Source organism: Trinickia sp. (assembly GCF_051954495.1).
Classification (GTDB): domain Bacteria; phylum Pseudomonadota; class Gammaproteobacteria; order Burkholderiales; family Burkholderiaceae; genus Trinickia.
Genome location: NZ_JBQCHR010000021.1, coordinates 51,265 through 77,314, shown reverse-complemented (window position 1 = coordinate 77,314; position 26,050 = coordinate 51,265). Strand labels below are relative to the sequence as shown.

The following is a 26,050-nucleotide window of genomic DNA, read 5'->3' as shown; positions in this document are numbered from 1 at the left end:
TGAATCGGCCATAGTCGAAGTGCAAGCGCATAACCCCTCGAGGGCAGTGCGTTGCCCCTCCAGCGAAAAACGTACGGCCACACGCGGTTATTCCAGCGCGCGCGAAGCGCGCCGCGCTCGGCGATGCGGCGCGCTTTACCGACGTTTACTTGGCCGTCGGCTGAAAGCCCCGCGCCCCCACCTGCCACAGCGCAAACGCCCATTCGTCGGCGTAGCGATCGGCCGTTTGCTTCACGCTCGAGCCGATGCCGTGCCCCGCATCGTAATCGACGCGCAGCAGCACCGGATGCCCGCTCGAGCTGGCGGCCTGCACGCGGGCCGTCATTTTCAGCATGTGCCAGGGCGACACGCGCGGGTCGTTCGCACCGGTCGTGAACATGACGGCCGGGTACGGCGTGCCGTCATGGATGTGGGCGTAGGCGCTCATCGCATAGAGCCCATGAAAGCCCGCCTCGGTGCTCGTCGAACCCATCTCCGGCACGTTCGGCGGGCCGTTCGGCTCAGTTTCGAAGCGCAGCGTGTCGGACACCCCCACATCGTCGAGCACGACGCGAAATAGCCCCGGATCGATCGTCAACGCACCGCCCATGACGATGCCGCCCGCGCTGCGGCCATTGGCCACGAGCAAACGACGTTGCGTGTAGCCCTGATCGATCATGTAATGCGCCCCGGCGAGGAAGTCGAACATCGTATTGATCTTCCATTGTTTTTGGCCCGCTCGGTGCCAAGCGTCGCCGTACTCCCCGCCGCCGCGCATATGCACGACCGTCATGACGCCGCCTTGTTCGAACCATGCCCGCCAAGCCGGTTGATAGGCCGGGTCGAGCGATAGGCCGTAGCTGCCGTACCCATAGACGATCGTCGGATGCGAGCCGTCGCGCTTGATCCCCTTCATCGAGATGATCGACACCGGGACGCGCGTTCCGTCGTAACTCGTCGCGAACGTCTCCTGCGTTTGCAATGCGTCGGATTCGGTTTTGGACGGCGGAATCAACCCGGTATCCGCGGCCGCCGCGGCCCCCGGCGCATAGGCGATTTCACGCGGCGCCTTGATCCAGCCGCGCAATTCGAACATCACGCCCGGCAGTTTCGCATCAGGCTGCAAGTCGCGGATGGCGCCTTCGAACGGCAGCGCGATCGAACGATCGTCCTTGCCGTCGAACCCCGTGCGGTGCAGCTCGAACGTTGCGCCCGCGCGCTCGGCCAAGTAGATCCCGTCGCTGGCCGTGACAAACGTGTCGATGACGTTGGCCCCTTCCGGTACGACTTCGTCCGCTTGCGCGAGGTCCGGATGCGCCGCCGGCATCGACACGAGCTTGAAGCGCGAGGCGTCTTTGCCTGTCAGCGCATAGAGGCGATCGCCATGCAGCTGAATATCCACCACACCGTCCGATGGGCTCGCAACCTTGCGCCAGGGCGTATCCGCACCGTGAATGTCGGCCGCGCGCACCACATAAAACGTGTTCGGATTGTTGTCCATGTTGTGGTTCGCCACCGCAATCGCATAAGGCGAGCCGGGGGTCATCAGCACGTACGTCCCCTGCCCTTCGGGCACGTCGAGCTTGGCCGAAACGCCGCGGCCGAACACCGCCTCGTCGCCCTCGCCATCGGCGTGCCGACCGAGCACGTGCAGGTGCGTGACCGCGTTGTACTCGCTCTGGGCGGGCGGCGTGTCGGGGCCGACCTTCGGATAGCGCAGATAGAAAAACGAGCGATTGTCGTCGCGCCAGGAGACGACGCACGCGCTCGTTCTATCGATGGATTCGGCCAACTGTTCACCCGTCTGCACGTCGACCACATGCAGCACGCTCTTTTCGGAACCACCCTCCGATATTCCGTAGGCCACGTAACGGCCGTCCCAAGACGGGGCATACCAGTCGAGCGCGAAATGTCGTGTGCTGTCGGTCGATAGCTTTGCCGGGTCGACCAGCACATGCTCCTGTCCGTCCACGCCATCGCGATACGCGAGCTTGAATAGATTTTCGCCGGCCGCGGCCGTCTGATAGAAGAGCCGATGGCCACGCCGCATGAAATCGGTGCGACGCAGGTCTCCGCCCATCAGTGTTTCAACGCGTTTGGCGAGTGCATCGCGCGCGGGAATCGCGGACAGCTGACGGCGCGTGTAGTCGTCCTGGGCTTTCATCCAGGCTTGGACCTGCGGATCCTTGAGGTTCTCCATGTAGCGGTAGCCGTCGACGACGGGCGTACCGTAGTAAGTGTCGGTCACGGGACGCACGGGGGCAACGGGAGGACGATCGGCGGACCAGGCTGCATTCGAGGCCAGCAGGCAAGACAGAAGCGTTACGGCTAGAAGAGACTTATTTCGTTTCATTTTTCTATTCGCTCCAAGTAACGACGCGCAAGATTAACGCGCGACGTGCACCGGCGATAGTAGAGAACTTGTTCGAATGACGAGGGGAACGCTGTCGCGTCCGATCCGTTGGAACGGCGGAAGGCGCGACGCAAGGATGGCGGAAGGCACGAGTCATGACCGCGCAAGGCAGTGCGGCATTGGGACGATGCGGCCGCGGTGACCGGGCCGGTCATGGCGCCGGGTCGAATTCGCGCGCGACGATGTCGATGAATGCTTGGATTCGGGCAGTCTTGTACAAGTCGGCGTGCGCGACGAGCCATACGTCGAAGCGATCGGACCGGTTCGGCATCACGCGCACGAGTTCGCGCTCTTCGTCGGCGCGAAAACACGGCAGTTCCGTGACGCCGAGCCCGCAGAGGGCCGCTTCGAACAGCATCATCGTCGACGAGGTTTGGAACGACACGTGGCCGCGATGCGTCGGCTCGCCGCACAACGCGTCCCACATCGACGGCACGACCGGCTGCTGATACATCACGAGATCGTGCCCCTCGAAGGCACTCCCCTCGCGCGGCTCGCCGCGGGCCGCAAGGTATGCGCGCGAAGCATAGATGCCCGATTCGAGCTGCGCGAGTCGACGTACGATGAGTTCGGGCGATTCCGGCCGCAACGTCCGAATGGCGATGTCGGCCTCGCGCCGGGTCAGATTGGCGATTCCGGGCGACGTCACGCAGACGACGTCGATACCCGGATGCGCCGTGCGCAGCTTCGCGATCGCGGGCACGACGAAGCGCTTGCCGAGCGAATCGGTGCTCGCCACGCGAATCGTGCCGCACAGCTGATCGTCCATGCCGACGATGCGCCGCTCGATTTGGTGAACGGCCTGCTCCATCGCCTCGGCCGGCGAAATCAGCGCTTCGCCGGCCGGCGTCAGCACGTACATCGTCGGCGTACGCAGAAACAGGCGTGCCGCAAGCACCTCCTCGAGCGAGGCGATGCGCCGGCCCACGGTCGCCTGATCGACGCCGAGCCGCGCCGCGGCGCCTCGCAACGTGCCCGTGCGCGCCACGGCAAGAAAAAAACGGGCGTTGTCCCAGTTCGTCATTAGCGCCTACGAATGTTCGCGTGAATGTCGCACGTCAATCGTCGTGATGCATTTTTGCATCGAAGCCCTGCATAATCGCTGCTTTATCGCAGCGCCTTCAGTTTATAGACTTCCGGGCATTCAGTGTTACGCCATATTGCCCAAACCGGAGTTTCGATGAACGATTGCGCAGCCGAACCACTCACGCCCGAGCCATCCATCACGGCCCCTCGCCAGGCCGCCGCACGCAAGCGACTCACGCTCGCGCTCGTGGCCAGCGGGATGTTCATGGCGGTCCTCGATACGACGATCGTCAACGTTGCCTTGCCCGCTATGCATGCCCATCTCGGCGCCTCGGTGGCGGGGCTTGCCTGGATCGTCGATGCCTATACGCTCAGCTTCGCCGCGCTCATTCTGGCCGGCGGCGTCGCATCGGATCGCTTCGGCGCGAAAGCGGTTTATCTCGCCGGCCTCGCGCTTTTCGTGCTCGCCTCGGCCGCATGCGGACTGGCCCCGTCGGTCGGCGCGCTCGTAACCGCGCGCTTCGCGCAGGGCATGGGGGCCGCATTGTTCCTGCCCGCCTCGCTCGCCATCGTACGGGCGACGTTCGACGATCCCGGCGAGCGGGCCAAGGCCATCGCGGCGTGGGCTGGCATCGCTTCGATCGCGGCCGCGATCGGTCCGGTCGCGGGCGGCCTGCTCGTCGATGGATTCGGCTGGCGCAGCGCGTTCCTCGTCAACGTGCCGACGGGTCTCATCGCACTGGCCGGTGCGTGGGCTGTCGTGCGCCCAAGCGCTCCCGCCCGCGCGCGCGGCTTCGATTGGGGCGGTCAGATCGCGAGCGCCATAGCACTCGCCGCGCTGTGCTTCGCGGCGATCGAGCTGCCCACGCGGGGCATCGGCGCAAACGAAGTGCTCATTGCGATCGTAGTGGCCGTCATCGCAGCGCTGACGCTGATCGCCGTCGAGCGCCGCGCCGTAGACCCAATGGTCCCGCTCGCGTGGTTCGGCAACGCGCGATTCGTCGCGATGAACGCGAGCGGTACGCTCGTGTACGTCGGCTACTTCGCCTTGCTGTTCCTGCTGAGCCTCTATCTGCACGGCGTGCGCGGCCTCGATGCGCGGCATACGGGGCTCGCGATGTTGCCGATGGCGGCCAGCCTATCGCTCGGCAACGTTTTGGCCGGCAAGCTGCAAGGCCGCATGAGCGCCTCGCGCATGATGACCATCGGGCTCGCCGCGGCGACGATCGCGGGCCCGGCAACGACCGCGCTGCTTCAATGCAATGTGCCTTGGGGGCTCGTCGTCGCGGCGATGGCTGTGTTCGGCGGCGGCACCGCCTTGTCGGTGCCGCCGATGATCGCGGCTATCCTCGAACAAGTGCCTGGGGAGTCCGCGGGCGTCGCCTCGGGCTTGCTGAATGCGTTGCGCCAAGCAGGCAGCCTGCTCGGCGTTGCGCTGGCCGGAGCCGCGACGATGCTCGCCGCGCACCTGTCGAGCGCATTGACCGCCGTGGGCGTACTCGCGGGCGTCACCTACGCCGGGGCGGCCATCCTTGCGGCTCGATCGAGCCGCGAGACGAAGCACGAAGCGCGTCGCGCAGCCATCGCATCGCGCTAGCGTTGCGGCGCACCGGCTTTGCGCTGCCGCCATAGACACAGCAGATCGCACGCCACGTGCGCCGCTGCGATGGCGGTGATGTCGGCGTGATCGTAGGCGGGCGCGACCTCGACGACATCCGCGCCCACGATATCGACATGGCCGAGCCCCCGCACGATGGCCAACGCTTGCGCCGACGTGAGCCCGCCCGCGACGGGCGTGCCGGTGCCGGGGGCGAACGCGGGATCGAGACAGTCGATATCGAACGTCGCGTACGCGCGCCGCGCGCCGACGATCGAGCCAATCCGTTCGACGGCTGCACGGGCGCCGTGCTCATGAATCCACGCCGCATCGAGCACATGCATGCCCATGAAGTCGTCGTTCCAGGTGCGAATGCCGATCTGAACCGACGTGGTCGGATCGATCAGCCCGTCCTTGACCGCCTTGTAGAACATCGTGCCGTGATTGAGGCTATCGGGCTGATCGTCGGGCCAGGTATCGCAATGCGCATCGAAATGAATCAGCGAAAGCGGTGCGCCGTATTTTTCCGCATGGGCCATCAACAGCGGGTAGGTGATGAAATGGTCCCCACCGAGCGTGAGCATCTTCGCCTCGCTGCGCAAGATCGTGCGCGCGTGCTCGACGATGGCCGGCTTGATCGTCAACGGGTTGTGCGCATCGAACCAGCAATCGCCGTAATCGATCACGGCCAGATCGTCGAACGGATCGAAGCCCCAGGGATACGGTTTGAGCTCGGCCAGCTGCACGCTTGCGGCGCGGACGGCGGCGGGCCCGAGCCGTGCGCCGGAGCGAAAGGTCGTGGCGAGATCGAGCGGCACGCCCGAGACCGCCACATCGACCCCGTCGAGCTCGCGCGAGTAGCGCCGACGCATGAACGAGAGCGCCCCCGCATAGGTGTTTTCGGTCGACGATCCATAAAGCGATGTGCGGCGCACCGCCCCATCGCCGTAAAGCGGTTCATTCATGAAGGGATAGCAAACTAACGTAGTCGTAAAAGCGTGGACTTCAGCTCGGTGTATTTCTCGAGGGCATGCAGCGACTTGTCGCGTCCATTACCCGACTGGCGGTAGCCGCCAAACGGGAAATTCATGTCGCCGCCCTCATCGTAGCAGTTCACCCAAACGGTGCCGGCCCTCAGGCGGCGCGAAACTTCGTGCGCCGTCGTCAAATCGGACGTCCAGACGGCTGCCGCCAAACCGTATTCGGTATCGTTGGCAATCCGGACTGCTTCGTCGACCGTGTCGAAAGCAATGACCGACAGCACCGGACCGAAAATCTCTTCGCGCGCGATCCCGGCATCATGACGCACCTCGTCGAAGATCGTCGGTTCGACGTACAAGCCGCCGCTCACGACGCTCGCCGCTTCGCCGCCGAGCAGCAAGGAGGCCTCCTTGCGCCCATCCTCGATATACGACAGCACCCGATCGAACTGCGCTCGATCGATGATGGCGCCCATCGACGTACGCGGGTCGAGCGGATTGCCGGGCCGGTAGCCGGCCGCCGCGCGAACGAGCTTATCGAGAAACGCCTCCTTGATGCCGCGTGCGACGAGCAAGCGCGAGCCCGCCGTGCACATCTCTCCCATGTTGTAGAAGATAGCGCCGGCGGCTGCCTTCGCGGCCCGATCGAGATCGGGGCAATCGGCCAGCACGATGTTCGGCGACTTGCCGCCCAGCTCGAGCCAGACGCGCTTTAAATTCGATTGGCCCGCGTACTGCATGATGAGCTTACCGACCTTGGTGGAGCCCGTGAACGCGATGCAATCGACGTCGCGATGCAGCGCGAGCAGCTTGCCGGCTTCGCCGCCGCCCGGAAGCACGTTGAAGACACCGGCCGGAATGCCCGCCTCATGGGCCAGCTGGGCAATGCGGATCGCCGTCAACGGCGACTTTTCCGAGGGCTTGAGCACGACGCTGTTGCCGACCGCGAGCGCCGGTGCGAATTTCCAAGCCGCCATCAAGATCGGGAAATTCCACGGCACGACGGCCGCGACCACGCCGATGGGCTCGCGCGTGACGAGCCCGACCAAGTGTTGATCGGCCGGCGCCACTTCGCCGCCGATCTTGTCGATGGCTTCGGCGAACCATTCGACGCAATACGCGGCGCCCGGCACATCGACCGTCGTCGTATCGCCGATCGGCTTGCCGGCGTCGAGCGTTTCGAGCAATGCGAGTTCGTCGAGATGTGCGCGGATCGATGCGGCCCATCTCAATAAAATTGCTTTGCGCCGACGCGGATCGAGCCCGCACCAGGTGCGCTCGTCGAACGCGCGACGCGCGGCTTCGACGGCGAAATCCACCTCGGCCTCACCGCAATCGGCGACCCGCGCAAGTACCCGGCCGTCGATCGGGCTCTTGCAATCGAATGTCCGGCTACCGCTTGCATCTCGATATACGCCATCGACAAACGCGCGGCCTTCGATGGAGAGCGCCGCGGCCTTGGCCTGCCAATCCGTCAATGTCATGTCGTTCATTTATGCCTCGTCGTCATGCGAGCATCGATGTGCTCTGAAAAATCGAGAATCAACGCAGTCGCGGCCATTCTAGCCACACGGCGGCCAATAAGCACCGCGGAAGTCCCTCCAATCGCCGCACACGCCACCGAACTTGCCGGTGTTGCATCGCGCAAATACGCGCAACGATCGATTGCCGGTTACGAAGCATTTCGAAAAATGAATTGACGATAAGCCTGGCTCGTATATGCTCACTAATACGTCGTATACCCTCAACACCCATTCGAGTGTCATCGTGAGAGTCCGAGGCCCTTTGGTTAGATGGAACCGCAGTCAGCGCGCGAATCGCCTTCGCGCCGCCTGCGCCATCGCCGACGGCAGCACCGGCCAGCTTGCGTTCCGCCGAGTCCTGTCCGTCTTCACGATCCTTTCCCGCCGTTCCATTCGGCGCCACAACGTCACCGCGGCACGCGCCTACATCGCCGTACGCACCGACGAGGCGTCCTCTCTGCTGCCGTAGCGCCTCTTCCCTCGAGCCGTACTTCATTCGGGGCTTGTGCGTTTCGTCGTGCCGATCAGGCGCGCGATTCGTCACGCCCGTCGAACATGCCGCGTGCGCATTTTTCGCGCCAGACAGGCGAAATAAAACCTATTAGTTAGTTATGCTAATCAAACCTATCGTCGGCATCACGGCCGACAGTGCTGAAAGCGGCCCACATCGCGCGCACGTCGTTGTCGACAAGTACATTGGCGCAGTCGTCGAGGGCGCCGATGCGTTAGCGTTCGTCGTGCCGGCTCTCGGCCCTAGACAATCGAGCGCCGAACTCGTCGAAGCCCTGGACGGGCTCGTTTTCACGGGCAGCCTGTCGAACGTCGAGCCCCATCATTACGGCGGCGCCCCGAGCAGCCCCGGCACGCTGCACGATCGCGCACGCGACGCCACGACGCTGCCGCTCATGCGCGCGGCCATCGACGCCGGCGTTCCCGTCCTCGCGATTTGCCGTGGCTTTCAGGAGATGAACGTCGTCTTCGGCGGCACGCTGCATCAACGCGTGCACGAAGTCGAAGGCCGCAACGATCATCGCGAAGACCAGAGCGCCTCGCTCGACGTGCAGTACGGCCCCGCCCACCCTGTGCAGCTCGCCGAAGGCGGCATGCTGCGGGCGCTGATGAACGGGCGCGGAGAAGCTTGGGTGAATTCCCTTCATATGCAAGGCGTAGCCGAGCTTGCACCGAGCCTCGTCGTCGAAGCGCTCGCCCCTGACGGTCTGGTGGAAGCGGCGCGCGTGCGCGACGCGCGCGCGTTCGCGCTCGGCGTCCAGTGGCATCCCGAATGGCGGCACGACGCCGATCCGCTGTCGAGCGCCATCTTTCGCGCGTTCGGCATGGCGTGCCGAGCGCGCTCGCGCGAGCGATCCACGTCCCACGCCGGCATTTGAAATGCGCGCCGTCTCCTTCGGGCCACGCGCACGCAACACAACGAATCGAGAACAGCCATGCACGAAATCGACGAATTTCTCCGACAACACCACATCACCGAAATCGAGGCGATCATCCCCGACATGTCCGGCATCGCGCGCGGCAAGATCATCCCGCGCAGCAAGTTCGAGTCGGGCGAATCGATGCGCCTGCCGCAAGCGGTGATGATCCAAACCGTCACGGGCGAGTATCCGGACGACGGCAGCCTGACGGGCGTCACCGATCCCGATATGGTCTGCGTGCCCGACCCTTCGACGATCCGCATCATTCCGTGGGCCGTCGACCCCACGGCGCAGGTGATCCACGATTGCGTCCATTTCGACGGCACCCCGGTCGCGATTTCGCCGCGCCGCGTTCTGCGGCGCGTGCTCGAACTCTATGCCGCGAAGGGATGGAAACCCGTCGTGGCGCCCGAACTCGAGTTCTATCTCGTCGAAATGAACAAGGACCCGGACCTGCCGCTGCGCCCGCCCATCGGCCGCACCGGCCGCCCCGAAACGGGCCGGCAAGCTTACTCGATCGAGGCCGTCAACGAATTCGATCCGCTGTTCGAAGACATCTACGAATACTGCGAGATACAAAAGCTCGAAGTCGACACGTTGATCCATGAAGTGGGCGCCGCGCAAATGGAGATCAATTTCCTGCACGGCGATCCGCTCGATCTAGCAGACCGCGTGTTCCTATTCAAACGCACGGTGCGCGAGGCCGCGCTGCGCCATCATATGTACGCGACGTTCATGGCCAAGCCGATGGAGGGCGAACCGGGCTCGGCCATGCACGTGCATCAGAGCCTCGTCGACGTCGAAACCGGCCGCAATCTTTTCACGGGGCGCGAGGGCGAGCCCACCGACATGTTCCACCATTACCTGGGCGGCCTGCAGAAGTACACGCCGGCGCTGATGCCGATTTTCGCGCCGTACATCAATTCGTATCGGCGCCTGTCTCGCTTCATGGCCGCGCCGATCAACGTGCAATGGGGCTACGACAATCGCACCGTCGGCTTTCGCATTCCCCACTCGTCGCCCGCTTCGCGGCGGATCGAAAACCGCATCCCCGGCGTCGACTGCAATCCTTATCTCGCGATCGCCGGCACGCTCGCCGCGGGGTATCTCGGCTTGACCCAGCGCCTCGCCCCGACCGAACCCTTGTCGGACGACGGCTATCGCATGCCCTATCAATTGCCGCGCAATCTCGAAGAGGGCCTGACCTTGATGGCAGCGTCCGAGCCGCTCGCGTCGATTCTCGGCGAGTCGTTCGTGAAGGCGTTTCTTACGCTGAAGGAAACCGAATACGACGCGTTCTTTCGAGTGATCAGCTCGTGGGAACGAAAACACTTGCTGCTGCACGTCTGATATGCACATCGCAACGCATCGAACGGAGCGACTATGAGCCACGAACTCGAATCACCCGCGCACGAGCGCGCGCACGCGCAGGCCGCGAAAACGAACGCGGAACTGCCCTCGCCCAGCACGAACGACTATCGCGCGCTCGACGCGGCGCATCACCTTCATCCGTTTTCCGACATGGGGGCGCTCAATCGCGCCGGCAGCCGCGTCATCGTCAAGGCCGAAGGCGTCTACCTTTGGGACTCCGACGGCAACCGCATCATCGACGGCATGGCGGGCCTGTGGTGCGTCAACGTCGGCTACGGCCGCAAGGAGCTGGCCGATGCCGCCTATCGCCAACTGCGCGCGCTGCCCTACTACAACACGTTCTTCAAGACGACTCATCCTCCGGTCATCGCGCTGTCGGCGCTGCTCGCCGAACTCACGCCGGCGCCGTTCAATCACTTCTTCTACTGCAACAGCGGATCGGAGGGCAACGACACCGTGCTGCGCATCGTCTATCGATACTGGGCGACGCAAGGCAAGCCTTCGAAGCGCTACATCGTCGCGCGCGAGAACGGCTATCATGGATCGACGATCGCAGCCGCGACGCTCGGCGGAATGGCGTACATGCATGAGCAGATGCCCTCGAAGCTCGAGCACGTCGTGCACATCGATCAACCCTACTTCTTCGCGGAAGCGCCCGCCGATATGACGCCGGAAGCGTTCGGCCTAGCTCGCGCCCGGCAACTCGAAGAAAAGATCCTCGAGCTCGGCGCCGACAATGTCGCTGCGTTCATCGGCGAGCCGTTCCAAGGCGCCGGGGGTGTCATTTTCCCGCCTTCCACCTACTGGCCGGAGATCGAGCGCATCTGCCGCAAGTACGACATCTTGCTTGTGGCCGACGAGGTGATCGGGGGATTCGGACGCACGGGCGAATGGTTCGCGCATCAACATTTCGGCTTCGAACCCGATCTGCTGACGCTCGCCAAGGGCCTCACGAGCGGCTATGTCCCGATGGGCGCCGTCGCGCTGCACGATCGCATCGCCCGCGCGATCATCGAGAACGGCGAGTTCAATCATGGGCTCACGTATTCGGGACATCCGGTCGCGGCGGCGGTGGCGGTCGCGAACCTGGAACTGCTGCGCGACGAGCAGATCGTCACGCGCGTGAAGGAGGAAACCGGCCCGTACTTTCAAGCCTGCTTGCGGGAGGCGTTCGAGGGCCATCCGATCGTCGGCGAAGTATCGGGCGCCGGCCTCGTCGCGGGCGTGCAGCTCGCGCAGGCGCCGCGCACGCGAACGCGATTCGTCAATGGCGGCGAGGTGGGCGCGATGTGCCGCGATTTCTGCTTCAACGGCAACCTCGTCATGCGGGCTTCGGGCGATCGCATGCTGCTCTCGCCGCCCCTCGTGATTGCCCGCGATCAAATCGACGAGATCGTCGAAAAGGCGAAGCGAGCATTCGACGCCACGGCACGGCAACTCGCGGCCTAAGGCGCTAACCCTTGCGCCCTTCGTCGAGCCGTCGCGCCAGCTCGCGCAGGCCGTCCGATATCGCCACCGGATACGGCTCGTCGACGTCGAGGGTGCGCTGCGCGCTCGGCAACGCTCGCAGCGCCCGCCGCGCATGTTCGCGCGCCGCTTGCAGCGTCACCGGTTCGCCGCAGCGCTTGCCGCCGCGCATGACGGCCTCCAGCAGCGGCTCGCCGTCGCGCTTCTCTCGTGCCAGCGTCACCCAATCGCCGGCCATCACGCCGTTCGGCCCGGTGAGCCGATAGACCGCCTTGCGTCCGGGCCAGCTCGCCTTGCCTTCCGAGCGCTTGCGCCGCGGCTCGTCCGCATATTCGACGAGCTTGTAGGCGCAGTCAAGGTATGGAGCATCGGCCGAAGTGTTCATCCGCGTGCCGACGCCGAAGCCGTCGATCGGTGCTTGGTCGTCGAATAGTTGACGCAACCGGTGCTCATCGAGATTGCCGCTCGCGAAGATCGTTACATCCCTCAAGCCGCCCGCATCGAGAATGCCGCGCACACGCCGCGCATGCTCGCCGAGATCGCCGCTGTCGAGCCGCACGCCGCGCAGGGAGATGCCGTCCTTGGCGAGCCGCGGCGCAAGCGCAACGATCTTGCGCGCCGCTTCTTCCGTATCGTAGGTATCGATCAGCAGGGTCGCATTCTCGGGCTGCGAGCGCGCAAATTGCTCGAACGCATGAGCTTCGTCATCGTGCGCCAGCACGTAGGAATGGGCCATCGTTCCATAGATGGGGATACCGAAGGCGAGCCCGGCGGCAAGTGTCGCCGTGCCGCTAAAGCCCGCCAAGAACGAGGCGCGCGCCGAGAGCCAAGCGGCCTCGGCGCCGTGCGCACGCCGCAGTCCGAAATCGACGAGCAGCTTATCGGGCGCGGCGAGCACGCAGCGCGCCGCTTTGCTCGCGACCACCGTCTCGTAGTGCGCGAGGTTCATCAGTCGGCTTTCGATCAACTGCGCCTCGCGCATCGGCGCGGTGACGCGGATGATCGGCTCGTCGGGAAAGAAGATGGTCCCCTCGCGCATCGCGTCGACATCGCCTGTAAAGCGCAAATGCTCGAGCGAGCGAATGAACGGCGTCGAAAATCGCCCCGTTTTCGATAGCGACGACAATTCGTCGGGCGTGAAGCGAAGCTGCTCGAGATACTCGAGCACCTGCTCGAGCCCAGCTGCCATCAAAAAATTGCGCTCCTTCGGCAAGCCGCGCACGAACAACTCGAACGATGCGGTCTCATTCATGCCGGCGTCGAAATACGCCTGCAGCATCGTCAGCTCGTAAAGATCGGTCAGCAGCACGCTGCCGAGCGCTAGCTTCATGGTGCACTCCTCGCCCGATGGCGTCATGCCGCAACCCCATCATGCTCCATCAAGCACGCCCGGCTCCGCGCGGTGGCGAACGTTTTTCCGCAATGCCGTCACGGCGGCGCGGACAACCTTCAGAACAATGGACGCCCGCGCTCATCTCGGCTCGCGTCGTCAACCGGGCTTGCCGTCTATCCGAGGCATGCTCAAATAAGGCGCATAGCGGATCACGTAAACCACGAGCGCCGCGCACCACGCGCCGCCTGCGATGTCGATCCATACGGCGCTCATAGCCGGAAACACGAGCGGGCCGAACACGCGTGCGAGCGCGGCTACGATCATGAGCCAGTAGCTCGCGATCTCGAACCGTCCCGCAATCAGCATCCGCCCGGTGTGACCAAGCGCGGTGCGTGTGATCATGGCGATGATCGCCCCGCCCATTGCACCGACGGTCAGCGCGTGGATGGCCAACGAGTGCGACAGCACGCCGAGCGCGGCGCCGGCCAGCAGCGCGAACCCCACGGGAATCCACGCGCACGCCGCATGTAGCACCCAAAGAATGGGGCGCGGCCCGACCCGCCAGGACCGCCATCCCACGATGCGCACCGCGTGAATGGCGGCGGTCGCCGCGGCGCACGCGGCCACGACGATCCCCGGCGCGCCCAGGGCGTCGGCCCCCAGCGCGATCAGCGGTGCGGGCGCCGCCCACGCGTCGACGAACTTCCAGCGCCTGACGGCAAACCCCGGAATCGCGTTCGTCGTGAACATCGGCACCACGCGTCCCGTGATCACCGAAATGAACATCATGACGAGCCCGGTCGTGGCATATGCCACGCGCAGCGCGAGATCGAAACGGCCCTCCCAGGCGTACCAATGAAACAGCGCGTTCAGCAGCCCGAACAGCGCAAGCGCCACGGGCAAGAAAATATTGTGACGATTCTTGGCGGCGATCAGCACCCGCAGCAGAACCACCGCGACGATCGGCAGGAACGCCACGTCGACCACCGCCGCCGCGAGCGAAGGACCGGTCCAGACGAGCACCCGCCCCGCGGCCCATAACAACCAGAGCCCGCCGAGCGCCGCGCCGGTCGGCGTCGGACGCGAAGTCCATGCGCGCACGGCCGTCAGCAAGAAGCCGACGACGATCGCCGCGACGAATCCGAACAGCATTTCGTGCACGTGCCAAACGACGCCCGACATCCGCACGGCGTGCCCGGCGGAGCCATGGCCTCGCAACGCCGACAGCCAGAGCGCAACGGCGACGAGGCCGAATAGCGCTCCGCCAAGGTAGAACGGACGGAATCCCAGGCGCAGAACGGGCCACCCCGCGGCTTGCGATGCGCCGCGCCCGAGCGGCTCGTTGATTTTCATCATCATGCTTGGTCCCCCAGCGACTTTTCGCCGCTCAAGGTTTTCATAGTAGGCCTTCGTTTCCTTGGGCCAAATGCGCTAACCGCCCCGCCGCCCGTCGCATCGCTCGCTTGCTTGCTTGCACGGCAGATACATCACGCAGTGATACAACCGTCGTCAGCATAGCGCGCCGGTGCGCCCTCGACCGGCCCTGCGACAATTTGCGCGCCGGCCAACGTCTTCAGCGACCTATCTTGGTAGCAGGCGATCGGCGATCCGTCGCCCAACCTGCATTCGATACGGAGGAAAACATGCTCAGTCCTCATGAATTCGCCGCGCTGCTGCTCGTGGGCGGCAAACGGGATTTGGGCGAGCTAGATCGGGGCGATGTGGCGTCGCTCGTGGAGCGCCAGCTCGTCGCGCTGGACAAACTGGTCGTGGGCCGGCAACTGCGCTTGACCGAGCGTGGCGAGTCGGTGGTCAAAGCCGTGGCGAGACGCCCGCACTAGGGCGCTCGCAGTCGGCGCGGGCGGTCGAGGGCGGCTGCCGCGGCGCTTGGACGTCGGACGGCGCCGAAGTGCGGTAGTATCCGCACCGAAGCGGGATTTCGCTCGCGCCCGGTCGATTCCCTCGCTTGGCGCGCCGCGCGAGATGCGCGCTCATCCCTTCACCTATCGGTTCGCCGTCTCATCGTCCGTTTGCCGTGTCACCGTCCCCGACTTCCGCCCCCCAGAGTTTCGATGAATACTGCGCGCAAAAGGCAGCCCCCCCGGGCTCGAGCGTCTACTACGCGCTGCGTCAGGCACCCGCCGCTCGTCAGCCGCTTTTGACGGCGCTCTACGCCCTGCGCCGCGAACTCGAGGAGACGGTCAAGGATGTCAGCGATCCGACGATCGGACGCACGAAGCTCGCATGGTGGCAAAAGGAAACGGCCGCGCTGGCGGCGGGACAGCCGTCGCACCCGGTGTCGCACGCGCTCGTCGCTCATTGCCGCGACATCGAGGCCGAAGGGCCGATGCTGCGCAGCTTGGTTGCCGGGTTCGAGATGGATCTAGACCAGGCGCGCTACCTCGACTTTCCCAACTTGACGCGCTACATCGAACGCGTCGGCGGCGCATTCGCGGCTGGCGTAGCACGCGCCACGGCGCGCGAGCCGCAACGCGCCGAGACGTGGGCAAGCACGCTCGGCAATGCGCTGATGCTTGCGCAGTTCGTGCAGGAACTCGGCAACGATGCGCGACATGGACGCATCTACTTGCCTATCGACGAGCTGCAGCGTTTCGGCGTGACGGCGTCCGACCTCATCAACCGCAAATACGGCCCGTCGTTCACCGAACTCATGCGGTTCCAGACGAATCGAGCGCGCGAGTCGCTGCGCACCGCGCTTGCCGGCATCCCTGCCGCGGAGCGGGCAACGCAACGCACGTTGCGGGCGCAAGCCGCGCTGTCGCTCTCGTTGCTCGACGAAATCGAACGCGATGAATTCCAAGTGCTGCATCAACGCATCGCGTTGACGCCGATCCGCAAGCTTTGGATCGCGTGGCGCGCGGCGCGCCGGCATTGACGCGCTGAACCACGCCGATCGATGCTCGACGAAGCCGGCCTGCGGCTCGATCAACGCCTGTAGAGTTCGCGCACGGCGTCCTCGATGTGCTGGCGAAGCAAACGCCGCTCATCGACCGTCATATGGCCGTCACGCTGGTGATCGCCGAACTCGGCCGGCGACGAGGCCGTCCTCATGATCGGCACGCCCTGGACATTGGGTGCGCTTGCCGCGGAGGCGGGATGCGCAAGCGGCTCGCGCCGCGGCGGCAGATAGCGGCGATGCCACGGATGATGCTGCTCGACCCGGCGCTCGCGCGCCGGCGCCTGCGCTTGCGCGTCGGCGGCAACGGTCAGACTGGCGAGCGCGCCGGCGATGGCGACCGCGGCGATCCGCGCTCGCATGCGCGGCAACGCGCGTCCCACCGTCATCTTGTTCCCTTCGTCATGCGGCAACCGGCTACCTCGAATTACGTATGCAGACGCTCGGCCCAGGCCAAGCGCGAGAGAATGGTGTTATGGGATGAAGTATCCACCGAACAGCCGCTATTCGTGAAGAAGTTTAAGGGGAGGCCGTTTACGCGACGCATCAACACGGGTAAATTTTGTAACTGTCTGTAACCCAATAATTCACCGTTTCGCGTCCACCTTTCCAATCGCGCTAAGATGCCGCCCATGGAAACTAAAAACCCCTCGAAGATTCTCGTCGTCGACGACGACCCTCGCTTGCGTGATCTGCTGCGCCGCTACCTCGGCGAGCAAGGCTTCAACGTCTACGTCGCGGAGAATGCGCCCGCGATGAACAAGCTCTGGGTGCGTGAGCGGTTCGATCTGCTCGTGCTGGACCTGATGCTGCCCGGCGAAGACGGGCTGTCGATCTGCCGCCGTCTGCGCGGCAGCAACGACCGCACGCCGATCATCATGCTGACGGCCAAGGGCGAGGACGTCGACCGTATCGTGGGCCTCGAAATGGGCGCCGACGACTACCTGCCCAAGCCGTTCAATCCTCGCGAACTCGTCGCGCGCATTCACGCCGTCTTGCGGCGTCAATCGCCGTCCGAACTGCCCGGCGCGCCGTCCGAAACAGCCGAGGTGTTCGAATTCGGCGACTTCGCGCTCAATCTAGCCACGCGCACGCTCACGAAGTCCGGCCAGGAGATTCCCCTCACGACGGGCGAATTCTCGGTGCTCAAGGTGTTCGCGCGCCATCCGCGGCAGCCGCTGTCGCGCGAAAAGCTGATGGAGCTCGCCCGAGGCAGAGAGTACGAAGTGTTCGATCGCAGCCTGGACGTGCAGATCTCGCGTCTGCGCAAGCTGATCGAAGTCGATCCAAGCAGTCCCCGCTTCATTCAAACCGTTTGGGGCCTCGGCTACGTCTTCATCCCCGACGGCGCGGCGTGACCTACGCTCGGCCCTCACGCGCGCCCCGCTAGCCCCCATGCGCATCAACCGGCGGTTTCTCGCCCACGCGTTCGGGGGCCTGTTTTGGCGCACCTTCTTGCTGATCGCGCTGTTGATCGCGGTCAGCCTTACCGCATGGTTTCAAAGCTTCCGCGTGATCGAGCGCGAGCCACGGGCGCAGCGCGTCGCGCTCCAGCTCGTGGCCATCGTCAAGCTCACGCGCACGGCCCTGCTCTATTCCGATCCGGACCTACGCCGCGCGCTGCTGCAAGATCTCGAGAGCAACGAGGGCGTGCGCGTCTACCCGCGCGAGGCCACCGACAAGTTCAAGCTGCAGCCCGACGAATCGCTCAATCGGCTCATCGAGCATGACATTCGCGGGCGGCTCGGCGACGATACTGTCATCGCGCAGTCGGTCAACGACATCCCCGGCGTCTGGATCAGCTTCAAGATCGACGACGACGACTATTGGGTAGCGCTCGACCGCGATCAGCTCGACAGTGTGACGGGCTTGCAGTGGGCAGGCTGGGGCATCTTCGCGCTGGCGCTGTCGCTGTTCGGCGCCGCGTTCATCACGAGCCTCGTGAACCGTCCGTTCGCGCGCTTGGCCGCGGCCGCGCGCAAGGTGGGGCTGGGTCAAGCGCCCGAGGCGCTGCCCGAACAAGGGCTTGGCGTTGCGGCGGAAACCAACCGCAGCTTCAACCAGATGGTGCGCGACCTCGAGCAGCTCGAGGCCGATCGCGCGCTGATGCTGGCGGGGATCTCGCACGACTTGCGCACCCCGCTCGCGCGCCTGCGCCTCGAAACGGAAATGAGCCCGTCCGACCAGGCCACGAAAGACGCCATGATCGACGATATCGAGCAAATGGACTCCATCATCGGGCGTTTCCTCGACTATGCGCGCCCGGCGCAGCACTTCTCGAGCCCTGTCGACCTTTCGCTCGTCGCCGGAGAAATGGCGGCTCGCATGGCCAGCGAGGACGGCGTGCGGCTCATCGCCCGCCTGGCCGATTCGGCCGTCATCGAAGCCGATGAAACCGACGTGCGGCGGGTGGTCGGCAATTTGCTGGAGAACGCGAAGAAGTACGGCTTGAGCGAATCCGACGGCGTGCCGCACATTATGCTCGAGACGCGCGTGTCGCACTCGCGGGTGGAGCTGTCGGTGCTAGACGAGGGCCCAGGAATCCCCGAGGACCAGATCGGGCTCGTCACCCGTCCGTTCTATCGCGTCGATTCGGCGCGCAGTCAGGCGAACGGCACCGGTCTCGGCATGGCCATCGTGCAGCGCCTCGTGAGCCGCCATCGCGGCACGCTCAAGTTGCGCAACCGCACGCCCGGGCCGGGCCTCGAGGTCACAATCGAGTTTCCCCTCGCCAAGAGCGCGTAAGGTCGAGGCCGCTCGGCCGTCGATCGCTAGCCGGGGCCGATGGCTCCCTGAACTCAATGGGCATGCGCACGCGTGCGGGTCCGCAGTCGTTACACCGAGCCGGTACTTTTGATCAGTGCGTCCTTTTCTTGACTCGACACACCAGACACAGGAGTCGTCCCATGAAAACCGTCGGCGATAAGCTCGAAGCGTTCACCGTGTCCGCCGCGAAGCCGGGTTTCAATCACCATGAAGAAAACGGCGAGTCGGCATTCGAAGAGATTACCGAACAATCGTTCCCCGGCAAGTGGAAGATCATTTATTTCTACCCGAAAGATTTCACGTTCGTATGCCCGACTGAAATCGTCGAATTTGCGAAGCTACAAAAGGATTTCGAAGAGCGCGAGGCCGTATTGCTCGGCGGCAGCGTCGACAACGAGTTCGTCAAGCTGGCCTGGCGCCGCGAGCACAAGGACCTCGACAAGCTGAACCATTACGCGTTCGGCGACGTCAAGGGCGAACTGATCGATCAGCTCGGCGTGCGCGACAAGGAAGCCGGCGTGGCCCTGCGTGCAACCTTCATCGTCGACCCGGACAACACGATCCAACACGTCTCGGTGAACAACCTGAACGTGGGCCGCAACACGCAGGAAATCCTGCGTATCCTCGACGGCTTGCAGACCAACGAGCTCTGCGCATGCAACCGCGCGGTCGGCGGCGGCACCTTGTAGCCGTCGCACGCCTTCGATGCCCGCCATGCCCGAAAAGCGCAGCGGGCTGACGGTCGCCGCGATAGCTAAAGCCAATTAAAAACATGAATCAATTGCAGGCGTACTTAGCACGCCACGCGGCGCGTTGGCGCGGAACCGCCGCGTCTTTCGTCGTTCAGGCGCCCGCGGCGCTCGGGCCGCTAAGCAGTACGGCGGCCTGCGCCTCGATGCCTTCCCCACGTCCCAAATAGCCGAGCTTCTCGTTCGTCTTCGCTTTGACGTTGACGCATGCGAGCGGCAGCGCGAGATCCTCGGCGATATTGACGCGCATCGCCTCGATGTGCGGCGCGAGTTTCGGCGCCTGGGCGATCACGGTACTGTCGACGTTCACGATTGCAAAGCCCGCTTGCCTCACGCGTGCCGCGCATTCGCGCAGCAAAACCCGGCTGTCGGCGCCTGCGAAGCGCGTATCGGTATCGGGAAAGTGCCGGCCGATGTCGCCCAGCGCCGCCGCGCCGAACAGCGCATCGGTCACGGCATGCAGTAAGACGTCGGCATCCGAGTGGCCGAGCAACCCGCGCTCGTACGGCACCGTTACCCCGCCAATGATGAGCGGGCGCCCCGGCACGAGCGCGTGAACATCGTAGCCTTGTCCGATTCTAAAATTCATTCGAGAGTCCATTCCATTGCAGTCGCGACCACGGTCGCGGTTCGTTCGATGTGTGTTGATTGCTCTGCCGCGCCCGTCGCTCTAGGGATTCGAGCCGTGCGTCAGAATCGCTTCGGCCAGTGCGAAATCTTCGGGGTACGTGACCTTGAAGTTGCGCAAGCTGCCTTGCACGAGCCGCGGGGCATGGCCGAGCCATTCGATGGCGCTCGCTTCGTCGGTCAGGTCGTGACCGTCCCGCTCGGCCCGCGCGATCGCCTCGCGCAGCATGCCGATGCGAAACATTTGCGGCGTTTGGGCTTGCCAAAGGCCGTTGCGCGACTCCGTGCGGGCGATACGGTCGCCCTGATCGATATCCACGCGCTTGAGCGTGTCCGCGACGGGCAGCGCCATGATGCCGCCCACGTCGTCGTCGGCGAGCGCCGCGATCAGCGAACGGATCAGCGCCGGCGTGATGCCGGGCCGCGCCGCGTCGTGCACGAGCACCCAATCGTCGTCGGCCGCGCCGAGTTCGGCCAGCGCATCGAGGCCGTTGCGGACCGAGGCCTGCCGCGAGGCGCCGCCGCAGCGGCGCACGGCGAAACGAAGCGGCGCGAACCGCTGTTCGTCGAAATGCGCGTCGTCGGGGGAAATGACGACGAGCGCTTGCGCGAGTTCGTCGCAGGCGTCGAAGGCGGCCAGCGCGAAGTGCAGCAGTTCCCGTCCGGCGACGGTGCGATATTGCTTCGGCATGGGGGCGCCGGAGCGGCTGCCGGTACCGGCGCAAGGGATCAAGGCGAAGAAGCGAGAGGTCACGAAACGAGGTTGCCGATCAAAAATAGACGACGGATTTTATAATAGGCGCTTTGCTCCGGGCATCGCGCCGCTTCGCGACGCCGCGCCCGGGGCGCGAAAGCCCGGCCCACGCCCGCCTCCGAGCGGTGTAGGCCCGCTTGCCGCAAGGCTTTCGTTACGCCCTCATGCAAGGCCGCACGCTCTTTCGTCATGCCGCAAACCGACAGCACCTCCGCTCCGCCCCTACTGCCCCTCGCGCTCGTCAAGGCCGGTCAACGCTTCGCGTTCGACGGCACCCACGGCTCGTCCGACGCCCTTTTGATCGCGCGCTACAGCGAGGCGGCCCGTGCGCAGGCGCCGAGCGGAAAGCCGCCGCTGACCGCCGTCGTGTGCGCCAGCGCCGTCGATGCTCAGCGGCTGGCCCAAGAGATTCCGTGGTTTGCGCCGAACGCCCGCGTGCGCTTGCTGCCCGACTGGGAAACGCTGCCGTACGACACGTTCTCCCCGCACCAGGATCTGGTGTCCGAACGGCTGGCGACGCTGCACGATCTCGGCGAGGGCCGCTGCGACATTCTGCTCGTGCCCGCCACGACCGCGCTCTATCGCATGCCGCCCGCCGCGTTCCTGGCCGCCTACACCTTCTCGTTCGCGCAAGGGGAGCGGCTCGACGAGGCCAAGCTCAAGGCCCAGTTGACGCTGGCCGGCTACGAGCACGTGAGCCAGGTCGTGCGGCCCGGCGAGTACTGCGTACGCGGTTCGCTGATCGATCTGTTTCCGATGGGCTCGCCCCTGCCCTACCGGATCGACTTGTTCGACGATCAAGTCGATTCGATCCGCGCGTTCGACCCGGACACGCAACGCAGCTTGTATCCCGTGCGCGACGTGCGACTGCTGCCCGGACGGGAATTTCCGTTCGACGAAGCCGCCCGCACGGCGTTTCGCAGTCGCTGGCGCGAGGTGTTCGAGGGCGACCCGAGCCGGTCCTCCGTCTATAAGGACATCGGCAACGGCGTGCCTTCGGCCGGCATCGAGTACTACCTGCCGCTGTTCTTCGAGGAAACGGCCACGCTGTTCCACTACCTGCCCGAGGATGCGCATCTCGCATTCGTCGGCGATCTCGACGGCGCGATCCGGCGCTTTACGACCGATACGAAGCAGCGCTACGGCTTTCTCTCGCATGACCGCGAGCGGCCGATCCTCGAACCGCAGCGCCTGTTCCTGTCCGACGACGATTTCTATACGCTCGCCAAGCCCTTCGCGCGCCTCGTGCTGCCGTCGAGCGGCGGCGGCGCCTGGTCCACGGCCCTGCCCTCGCTCGCCATCGATCGCCATGCGGACGATCCCGTCCTGGCGCTGCGCGGCTACGTCGAGGGCGCCGGACGGCGCGTGCTCGTCGCCGCCGAATCGGCGGGCCGGCGCGAGACGATCGCGCAGTTGTTCGCCGAGCATGGCTTGCGTCCTGCTTCGGTCGACAGCTTCGCCGATTGGCTGACGAGCGACGAGCGCTTCACGCTCGGCGTCGCCCCGCTGACGAGCGGCTTTTCGCTGCCCGCCGAGGGCATCGCGATCGTCACCGAGACCGAGCTCTACGGCACGCTCGCGCGCCGAGCCGGCCGGCGCCGCCAAGAACAGGCGAGCAGCGTCGATTCGATGGTGCGCGACCTGTCGGAGCTGAAGGTGGGCGAGCCGGTCGTGCATGCGCAACACGGCATCGGCCGCTACATGGGGCTCGTGTCGATGGACCTCGGCGAAGGCGAAACCGAGTTTCTGCACCTCGAGTACGCGGGCGAGAGCAAGCTGTACGTGCCGGTCTCCCAGTTGCACGTCATTTCGCGCTACAGCGGCGCCGACCCTGAAAGCGCGCCGCTGCACGCGCTCGGCTCCGGGCAATGGGAAAAAGCGCGGCGCAAGGCGGCCCAGCAGATTCGCGACACCGCCGCCGAGCTCTTGAATCTGTACGCACGGCGCGCCGCGCGCGAAGGCCATGCGTTCAAGCTGGAGCCGCGCGACTACGCGAAGTTCGCCGAAAGCTTCGGCTTCGAGGAGACGCCCGACCAAGCGGCGGCCATCGCCTCGGTCATCGGCGACATGACGGCGGGCCGGCCGATGGATCGTCTGGTCTGCGGCGACGTCGGCTTCGGCAAGACCGAGGTCGCCCTGCGCGCCGCCTTCATCGCCGTGATGGCGGGCAAGCAAGTGGCGCTGCTCGCACCGACGACGCTGCTCGCCGAGCAGCACACGCAAACGTTCACCGACCGCTTCGCCGACTGGCCCGTGCGCATTGCCGAACTCTCGCGCTTCAAATCGACGAAGGAAGTCAACGCGGCCATCGGGCAGATCAACGACGGCTCGGTCGACATCGTCATCGGCACGCACAAACTGCTGTCGTCCGATGTGCGCTTCAAGCGCCTCGGCCTCGTCATCATCGACGAAGAACACCGCTTCGGCGTGCGGCAGAAAGAGGCGCTCAAGGCCTTGCGCGCCGAGGTGGACGTGCTCACGCTGACGGCGACGCCGATTCCGCGCACGCTAGGCATGGCGCTCGAGGGGCTGCGCGACTTTTCCGTCATCGCGACGGCGCCGCAAAAGCGGCTCGCCATCAAGACGTTCGTGCGGCGCGAAGAGGACGGCGTCATTCGCGAGGCGATGCTGCGCGAGCTCAAGCGCGGCGGCCAAGTGTACTTTTTGCACAATGAGGTCGAAACGATCGAGAATCGCCGAGCGATGCTCGAAGCGCTCGTACCCGAGGCCCGCATCGCCGTGGCGCACGGCCAGATGCACGAACGCGAACTCGAACGCGTCATGCGCGATTTCGTGGCTCAGCGCGCGAACGTGCTGCTGTGCACGACGATCATCGAAACCGGCATCGACGTGCCGAGTTCCAACACGATCATCATTCACCGTGCCGACAAGTTCGGTCTCGCGCAGCTGCATCAGCTGCGCGGCCGCGTCGGGCGCTCGCATCACCAAGCCTATGCCTACCTGCTCGTGCACGACCCGCAAGGGCTCACGAAGCAGGCCCAGAGACGGCTCGAGGCGATCCAGCAAATGGAAGAGCTCGGCTCCGGCTTTTACCTCGCCATGCACGACCTCGAGATTCGCGGCACCGGCGAGGTACTGGGCGACAAACAATCGGGCGAGATCCACGAGATCGGCTTCCAGCTCTACTCGGATATGCTGGCCGACGCCGTAAAAGCGCTCAAGAACGGGCAAGAGCCCGACCTCACGGCGCCGCTCGCGGCAACGACCGAAATCAATCTGCATGCACCGGCGATCCTTCCCGCCGACTACTGCGGCGACGTGCAGGAGCGCCTGTCGATCTACAAGCGCCTAGCCAGCTGCGAATCGAGCGATTCGATCGACGACATTCAGGAAGAACTCATCGATCGCTTCGGCAAGCTGCCGCCGCAAGCGCATGCGCTCGTCGAAACGCATCGGCTGCGGCTCGCGGCAAAACCGCTCGGGATCTCCAAGATCGATGCGGGGGAGGCCGCGATCAGCCTGCAGTTCGTCCCGAATCCGCCGATCGACGCGATGCGGATCATCGAGATGGTGCAGAAGCACAAACACATCAAGCTCGCGGGGCAAGACAAGCTGCGTATCGAAACGCGCAGCCCGGACTTGTCGGTGCGCCTGGCGACGGTGAAGGAATCGCTGCGTGCTCTGGGCGCACCGTCGCGGCAGGCTGCGCCCTCGGCCGCGCGTTGATTGCAGCGGACATGCCGTCGAACGAGAGGGGCGAGCGCATAAGGCGCCCCGCTCATGGCGCACTGCACAAACGACGGACAGCGCGATCGCTTGGGTACGTCCGCGGTTTTTCGGTATGATCGGAGCCACTCTAAAGATGGAGCTTCGCCATGTCGCAGGATGTCGAAACGGCGCCGTCCTCCCCTTCCTCGCCCCTTTCCTCGCCGTCTTCGGCTTCTTCCATGTCGCATAACGCATCGCCTCTCAGCCTGTCATGGGTCGAGCGCCTCGTGTCCATCGATACGACGAGCCGCGTCCCGAACCTCGGTCTCATCGAGATGGTGCGCGACGCGCTTGCCGCCCAGGGCATCCGCTCGACGCTCACGCACGACAACCGGGGCCAATGGGCCAATTTGTTTGCGACGATCCCGGCGTACGACGGGGAGACGAACGGCGGCGTCGTGCTGTCCGGACACACGGACGTCGTGCCGGTGGACGGCCAAGCGTGGGATAGCGATCCGTTCAAGCCCGAGGTGCGCGAGGGCCGGCTATACGGCCGCGGCACGTGCGACATGAAGGGCTTCATCGGCGCCGCCCTGGCACTCGTGCCGGACATGCAAGCCGCCCGGCTCGCCAAGCCGATTCACCTCGCGCTGTCGTTCGACGAGGAAATCGGCTGCAACGGCGCGCCTTACATGATTGCGGACCTGCAGCAACGCGGCGTGAAGCCCGAAGGGTGCATCGTCGGCGAGCCGACGAGCATGCGTCCCATCGTGGCGCATAAGGGGATCAACGCCTATCGATGCTGCGTACGCGGCCACGCGGCCCATTCGTCGCTGACGCCCAAGGGCCTGAACGCGATCGAATACGCGGCGCGCCTGATCTGCCACATCCGCGACTTGGCCGATGAAATGCGCCGCGACGGCCCGTTCGACGAGTTCTACGACGTGCCGTTCACCACGGCGCAAACGAGCACCATCGAAGGCGGCAACGCCATCAATACCGTGCCTGCCGAGTGCCGCTTCGGCTTCGAATTTCGCAATTTGCCCACGCTCGACCCCGAGGCGATCTTCGCGCGCATAGAACGTTATGCGCACGACACGCTGCTGCCGCAAATGCGCCGCGAGCACCCCAACGCCGCCATCGAATTCACGAAGATCGCCGCGGCGCCGGGGCTCGACGCCTCGGAGCAAGCCGCCATCACGGCGCTCGTGCGCGCGCTGACGGCCAACCGCGAAACGCGCAAGGTCGCCTACGGCACCGAAGCCGGCCTTTTCGCGCGCGCAGGTGTGCCGAGCATCGTTTGCGGCCCCGGAGACATCGAGCAGGCGCACAAGCCGAACGAATATGTCGAGCTTGCGCAACTGGCGGCTTGCGAGGACTTCCTCGGCAAGTTCATTCGAAGCATGTCGGTCGACGCGCACGCCTAAGCGCCGCGACCGCTCATTCACG

Annotated in this window: 21 protein-coding genes; 12 read left to right on the top strand and 9 right to left on the bottom strand. The window is 65.1% G+C overall.

What is annotated here, in order from left to right:
• Positions 1-145: 145 nt before the first annotated feature.
• Complete coding sequence (locus tag ACTHNR_RS02765; RefSeq protein WP_440545920.1) at positions 146-2,332, bottom strand: prolyl oligopeptidase family serine peptidase; 2,187 nt, start codon at positions 2,330-2,332, stop codon at positions 146-148.
• Positions 2,333-2,543: 211 nt separating this feature from the next.
• Positions 2,544-3,416 (bottom strand): LysR family transcriptional regulator, encoded by an 873-nt coding sequence (locus ACTHNR_RS02760; protein ID WP_440545919.1) that lies wholly within the window; start codon positions 3,414-3,416, stop codon positions 2,544-2,546.
• Between the two features lie 156 nt (positions 3,417-3,572).
• Here ACTHNR_RS02760 and ACTHNR_RS02755 point away from each other — a divergent pair, with 156 nt between their 5' ends.
• Positions 3,573-5,015 carry an MFS transporter gene (locus ACTHNR_RS02755; RefSeq protein WP_440545918.1) on the top strand — a complete coding sequence of 481 codons (1,443 nt, stop codon included), beginning with the start codon at positions 3,573-3,575 and terminating at the stop codon, positions 5,013-5,015.
• Here the strand turns inward: ACTHNR_RS02755 and speB are convergent.
• Positions 5,012-5,980: an agmatinase gene (gene speB, locus ACTHNR_RS02750; RefSeq protein ID WP_440545917.1), complete on the bottom strand. Its 969-nt coding sequence runs from the start codon at positions 5,978-5,980 to the stop codon at positions 5,012-5,014. The two genes, ACTHNR_RS02755 and speB, sit on opposite strands and share 4 nt — an antisense overlap.
• 14 nt (positions 5,981-5,994) lie before the next feature.
• Entirely contained in the window at positions 5,995-7,488 is a 1,494-nt protein-coding gene (locus ACTHNR_RS02745; protein WP_440545916.1) for an aldehyde dehydrogenase, read from the bottom strand.
• A 292-nt stretch (positions 7,489-7,780) separates the two neighbouring features.
• On the opposite strand from ACTHNR_RS02745, the gene ACTHNR_RS02740 reads away from it, so the two are divergent.
• The 4 genes from ACTHNR_RS02740 (at position 7,781) to ACTHNR_RS02725 (ending at position 11,768) form a co-directional block, all read left to right on the top strand.
• Positions 7,781-7,987 carry a hypothetical protein gene (locus ACTHNR_RS02740; RefSeq protein ID WP_440545915.1) on the top strand — a complete coding sequence of 69 codons (207 nt, stop codon included), beginning with the start codon at positions 7,781-7,783 and terminating at the stop codon, positions 7,985-7,987.
• A gap of 142 nt (positions 7,988-8,129) precedes the next feature.
• Positions 8,130-8,906, top strand: coding sequence for a gamma-glutamyl-gamma-aminobutyrate hydrolase family protein (locus tag ACTHNR_RS02735; RefSeq protein WP_440545914.1), 777 nt, complete (start codon positions 8,130-8,132; stop codon positions 8,904-8,906).
• Between the two features lie 57 nt (positions 8,907-8,963).
• Positions 8,964-10,298: a glutamine synthetase family protein gene (locus ACTHNR_RS02730; RefSeq protein WP_440545913.1), complete on the top strand. Its 1,335-nt coding sequence runs from the start codon at positions 8,964-8,966 to the stop codon at positions 10,296-10,298.
• 33 nt (positions 10,299-10,331) lie between these two features.
• Positions 10,332-11,768, top strand: coding sequence for an aspartate aminotransferase family protein (locus tag ACTHNR_RS02725; RefSeq protein WP_440545912.1), 1,437 nt, complete (start codon positions 10,332-10,334; stop codon positions 11,766-11,768).
• Between the two features lie 4 nt (positions 11,769-11,772).
• On the opposite strand, the gene ACTHNR_RS02720 is transcribed toward ACTHNR_RS02725, so the two are convergent.
• Positions 11,773-13,116, bottom strand: coding sequence for a nicotinate phosphoribosyltransferase (locus ACTHNR_RS02720; RefSeq protein WP_440545911.1), 1,344 nt, complete (start codon positions 13,114-13,116; stop codon positions 11,773-11,775).
• Positions 13,117-13,275: 159 nt separating this feature from the next.
• On the bottom strand, positions 13,276-14,472 hold the full coding sequence (locus ACTHNR_RS02715; RefSeq protein ID WP_440545930.1) for an NnrS family protein: 1,197 nt from the start codon (positions 14,470-14,472) through the stop codon (positions 13,276-13,278).
• A gap of 290 nt (positions 14,473-14,762) precedes the next feature.
• Here ACTHNR_RS02715 and ACTHNR_RS02710 point away from each other — a divergent pair, with 290 nt between their 5' ends.
• Positions 14,763-14,960 carry a hypothetical protein gene (locus ACTHNR_RS02710; protein WP_440545910.1) on the top strand — a complete coding sequence of 66 codons (198 nt, stop codon included), beginning with the start codon at positions 14,763-14,765 and terminating at the stop codon, positions 14,958-14,960.
• A 194-nt stretch (positions 14,961-15,154) separates the two neighbouring features.
• Entirely contained in the window at positions 15,155-16,015 is an 861-nt protein-coding gene (gene hpnD / locus ACTHNR_RS02705; RefSeq protein WP_440545909.1) for a presqualene diphosphate synthase HpnD, read from the top strand.
• 50 nt (positions 16,016-16,065) lie between these two features.
• Here the strand turns inward: hpnD and ACTHNR_RS02700 are convergent, their stop codons facing one another.
• Positions 16,066-16,425 carry a hypothetical protein gene (locus ACTHNR_RS02700; protein WP_440545908.1) on the bottom strand — a complete coding sequence of 120 codons (360 nt, stop codon included), beginning with the start codon at positions 16,423-16,425 and terminating at the stop codon, positions 16,066-16,068.
• Positions 16,426-16,659: 234 nt separating this feature from the next.
• On the opposite strand from ACTHNR_RS02700, the gene ompR reads away from it, so the two are divergent.
• From ompR to ACTHNR_RS02685, 3 genes are all read left to right on the top strand, one after another.
• Positions 16,660-17,394 (top strand): osmolarity response regulator transcription factor OmpR, encoded by a 735-nt coding sequence (gene ompR / locus ACTHNR_RS02695; protein WP_414719320.1) that lies wholly within the window; start codon positions 16,660-16,662, stop codon positions 17,392-17,394.
• A 37-nt stretch (positions 17,395-17,431) separates the two neighbouring features.
• On the top strand, positions 17,432-18,781 hold the full coding sequence (locus ACTHNR_RS02690; RefSeq protein ID WP_440545907.1) for an ATP-binding protein: 1,350 nt from the start codon (positions 17,432-17,434) through the stop codon (positions 18,779-18,781).
• Positions 18,782-18,942: 161 nt separating this feature from the next.
• Complete coding sequence (locus ACTHNR_RS02685) at positions 18,943-19,491, top strand: peroxiredoxin (protein ID WP_440545905.1); 549 nt, start codon at positions 18,943-18,945, stop codon at positions 19,489-19,491.
• Positions 19,492-19,645: 154 nt separating this feature from the next.
• On the opposite strand, the gene ispF is transcribed toward ACTHNR_RS02685, so the two are convergent.
• The gene (gene ispF, locus ACTHNR_RS02680; RefSeq protein ID WP_440545904.1) at positions 19,646-20,140 is read right to left on the bottom strand and encodes a 2-C-methyl-D-erythritol 2,4-cyclodiphosphate synthase; all 495 of its coding nucleotides are present in this window, start codon (positions 20,138-20,140) and stop codon (positions 19,646-19,648) included.
• A gap of 81 nt (positions 20,141-20,221) precedes the next feature.
• Positions 20,222-20,932, bottom strand: a complete 711-nt coding sequence (gene ispD / locus ACTHNR_RS02675) for a 2-C-methyl-D-erythritol 4-phosphate cytidylyltransferase (RefSeq protein WP_440545903.1) — start codon at positions 20,930-20,932, stop codon at positions 20,222-20,224.
• Between the two features lie 189 nt (positions 20,933-21,121).
• Here ispD and mfd point away from each other — a divergent pair, with 189 nt between their 5' ends.
• Both mfd and argE read left to right on the top strand, forming a co-directional pair.
• On the top strand, positions 21,122-24,619 hold the full coding sequence (gene mfd, locus ACTHNR_RS02670) for a transcription-repair coupling factor (protein ID WP_440545901.1): 3,498 nt from the start codon (positions 21,122-21,124) through the stop codon (positions 24,617-24,619).
• A 221-nt stretch (positions 24,620-24,840) separates the two neighbouring features.
• Positions 24,841-26,028: an acetylornithine deacetylase gene (gene argE / locus ACTHNR_RS02665; protein ID WP_440545929.1), complete on the top strand. Its 1,188-nt coding sequence runs from the start codon at positions 24,841-24,843 to the stop codon at positions 26,026-26,028.
• Positions 26,029-26,050: the final 22 nt, after the last annotated feature.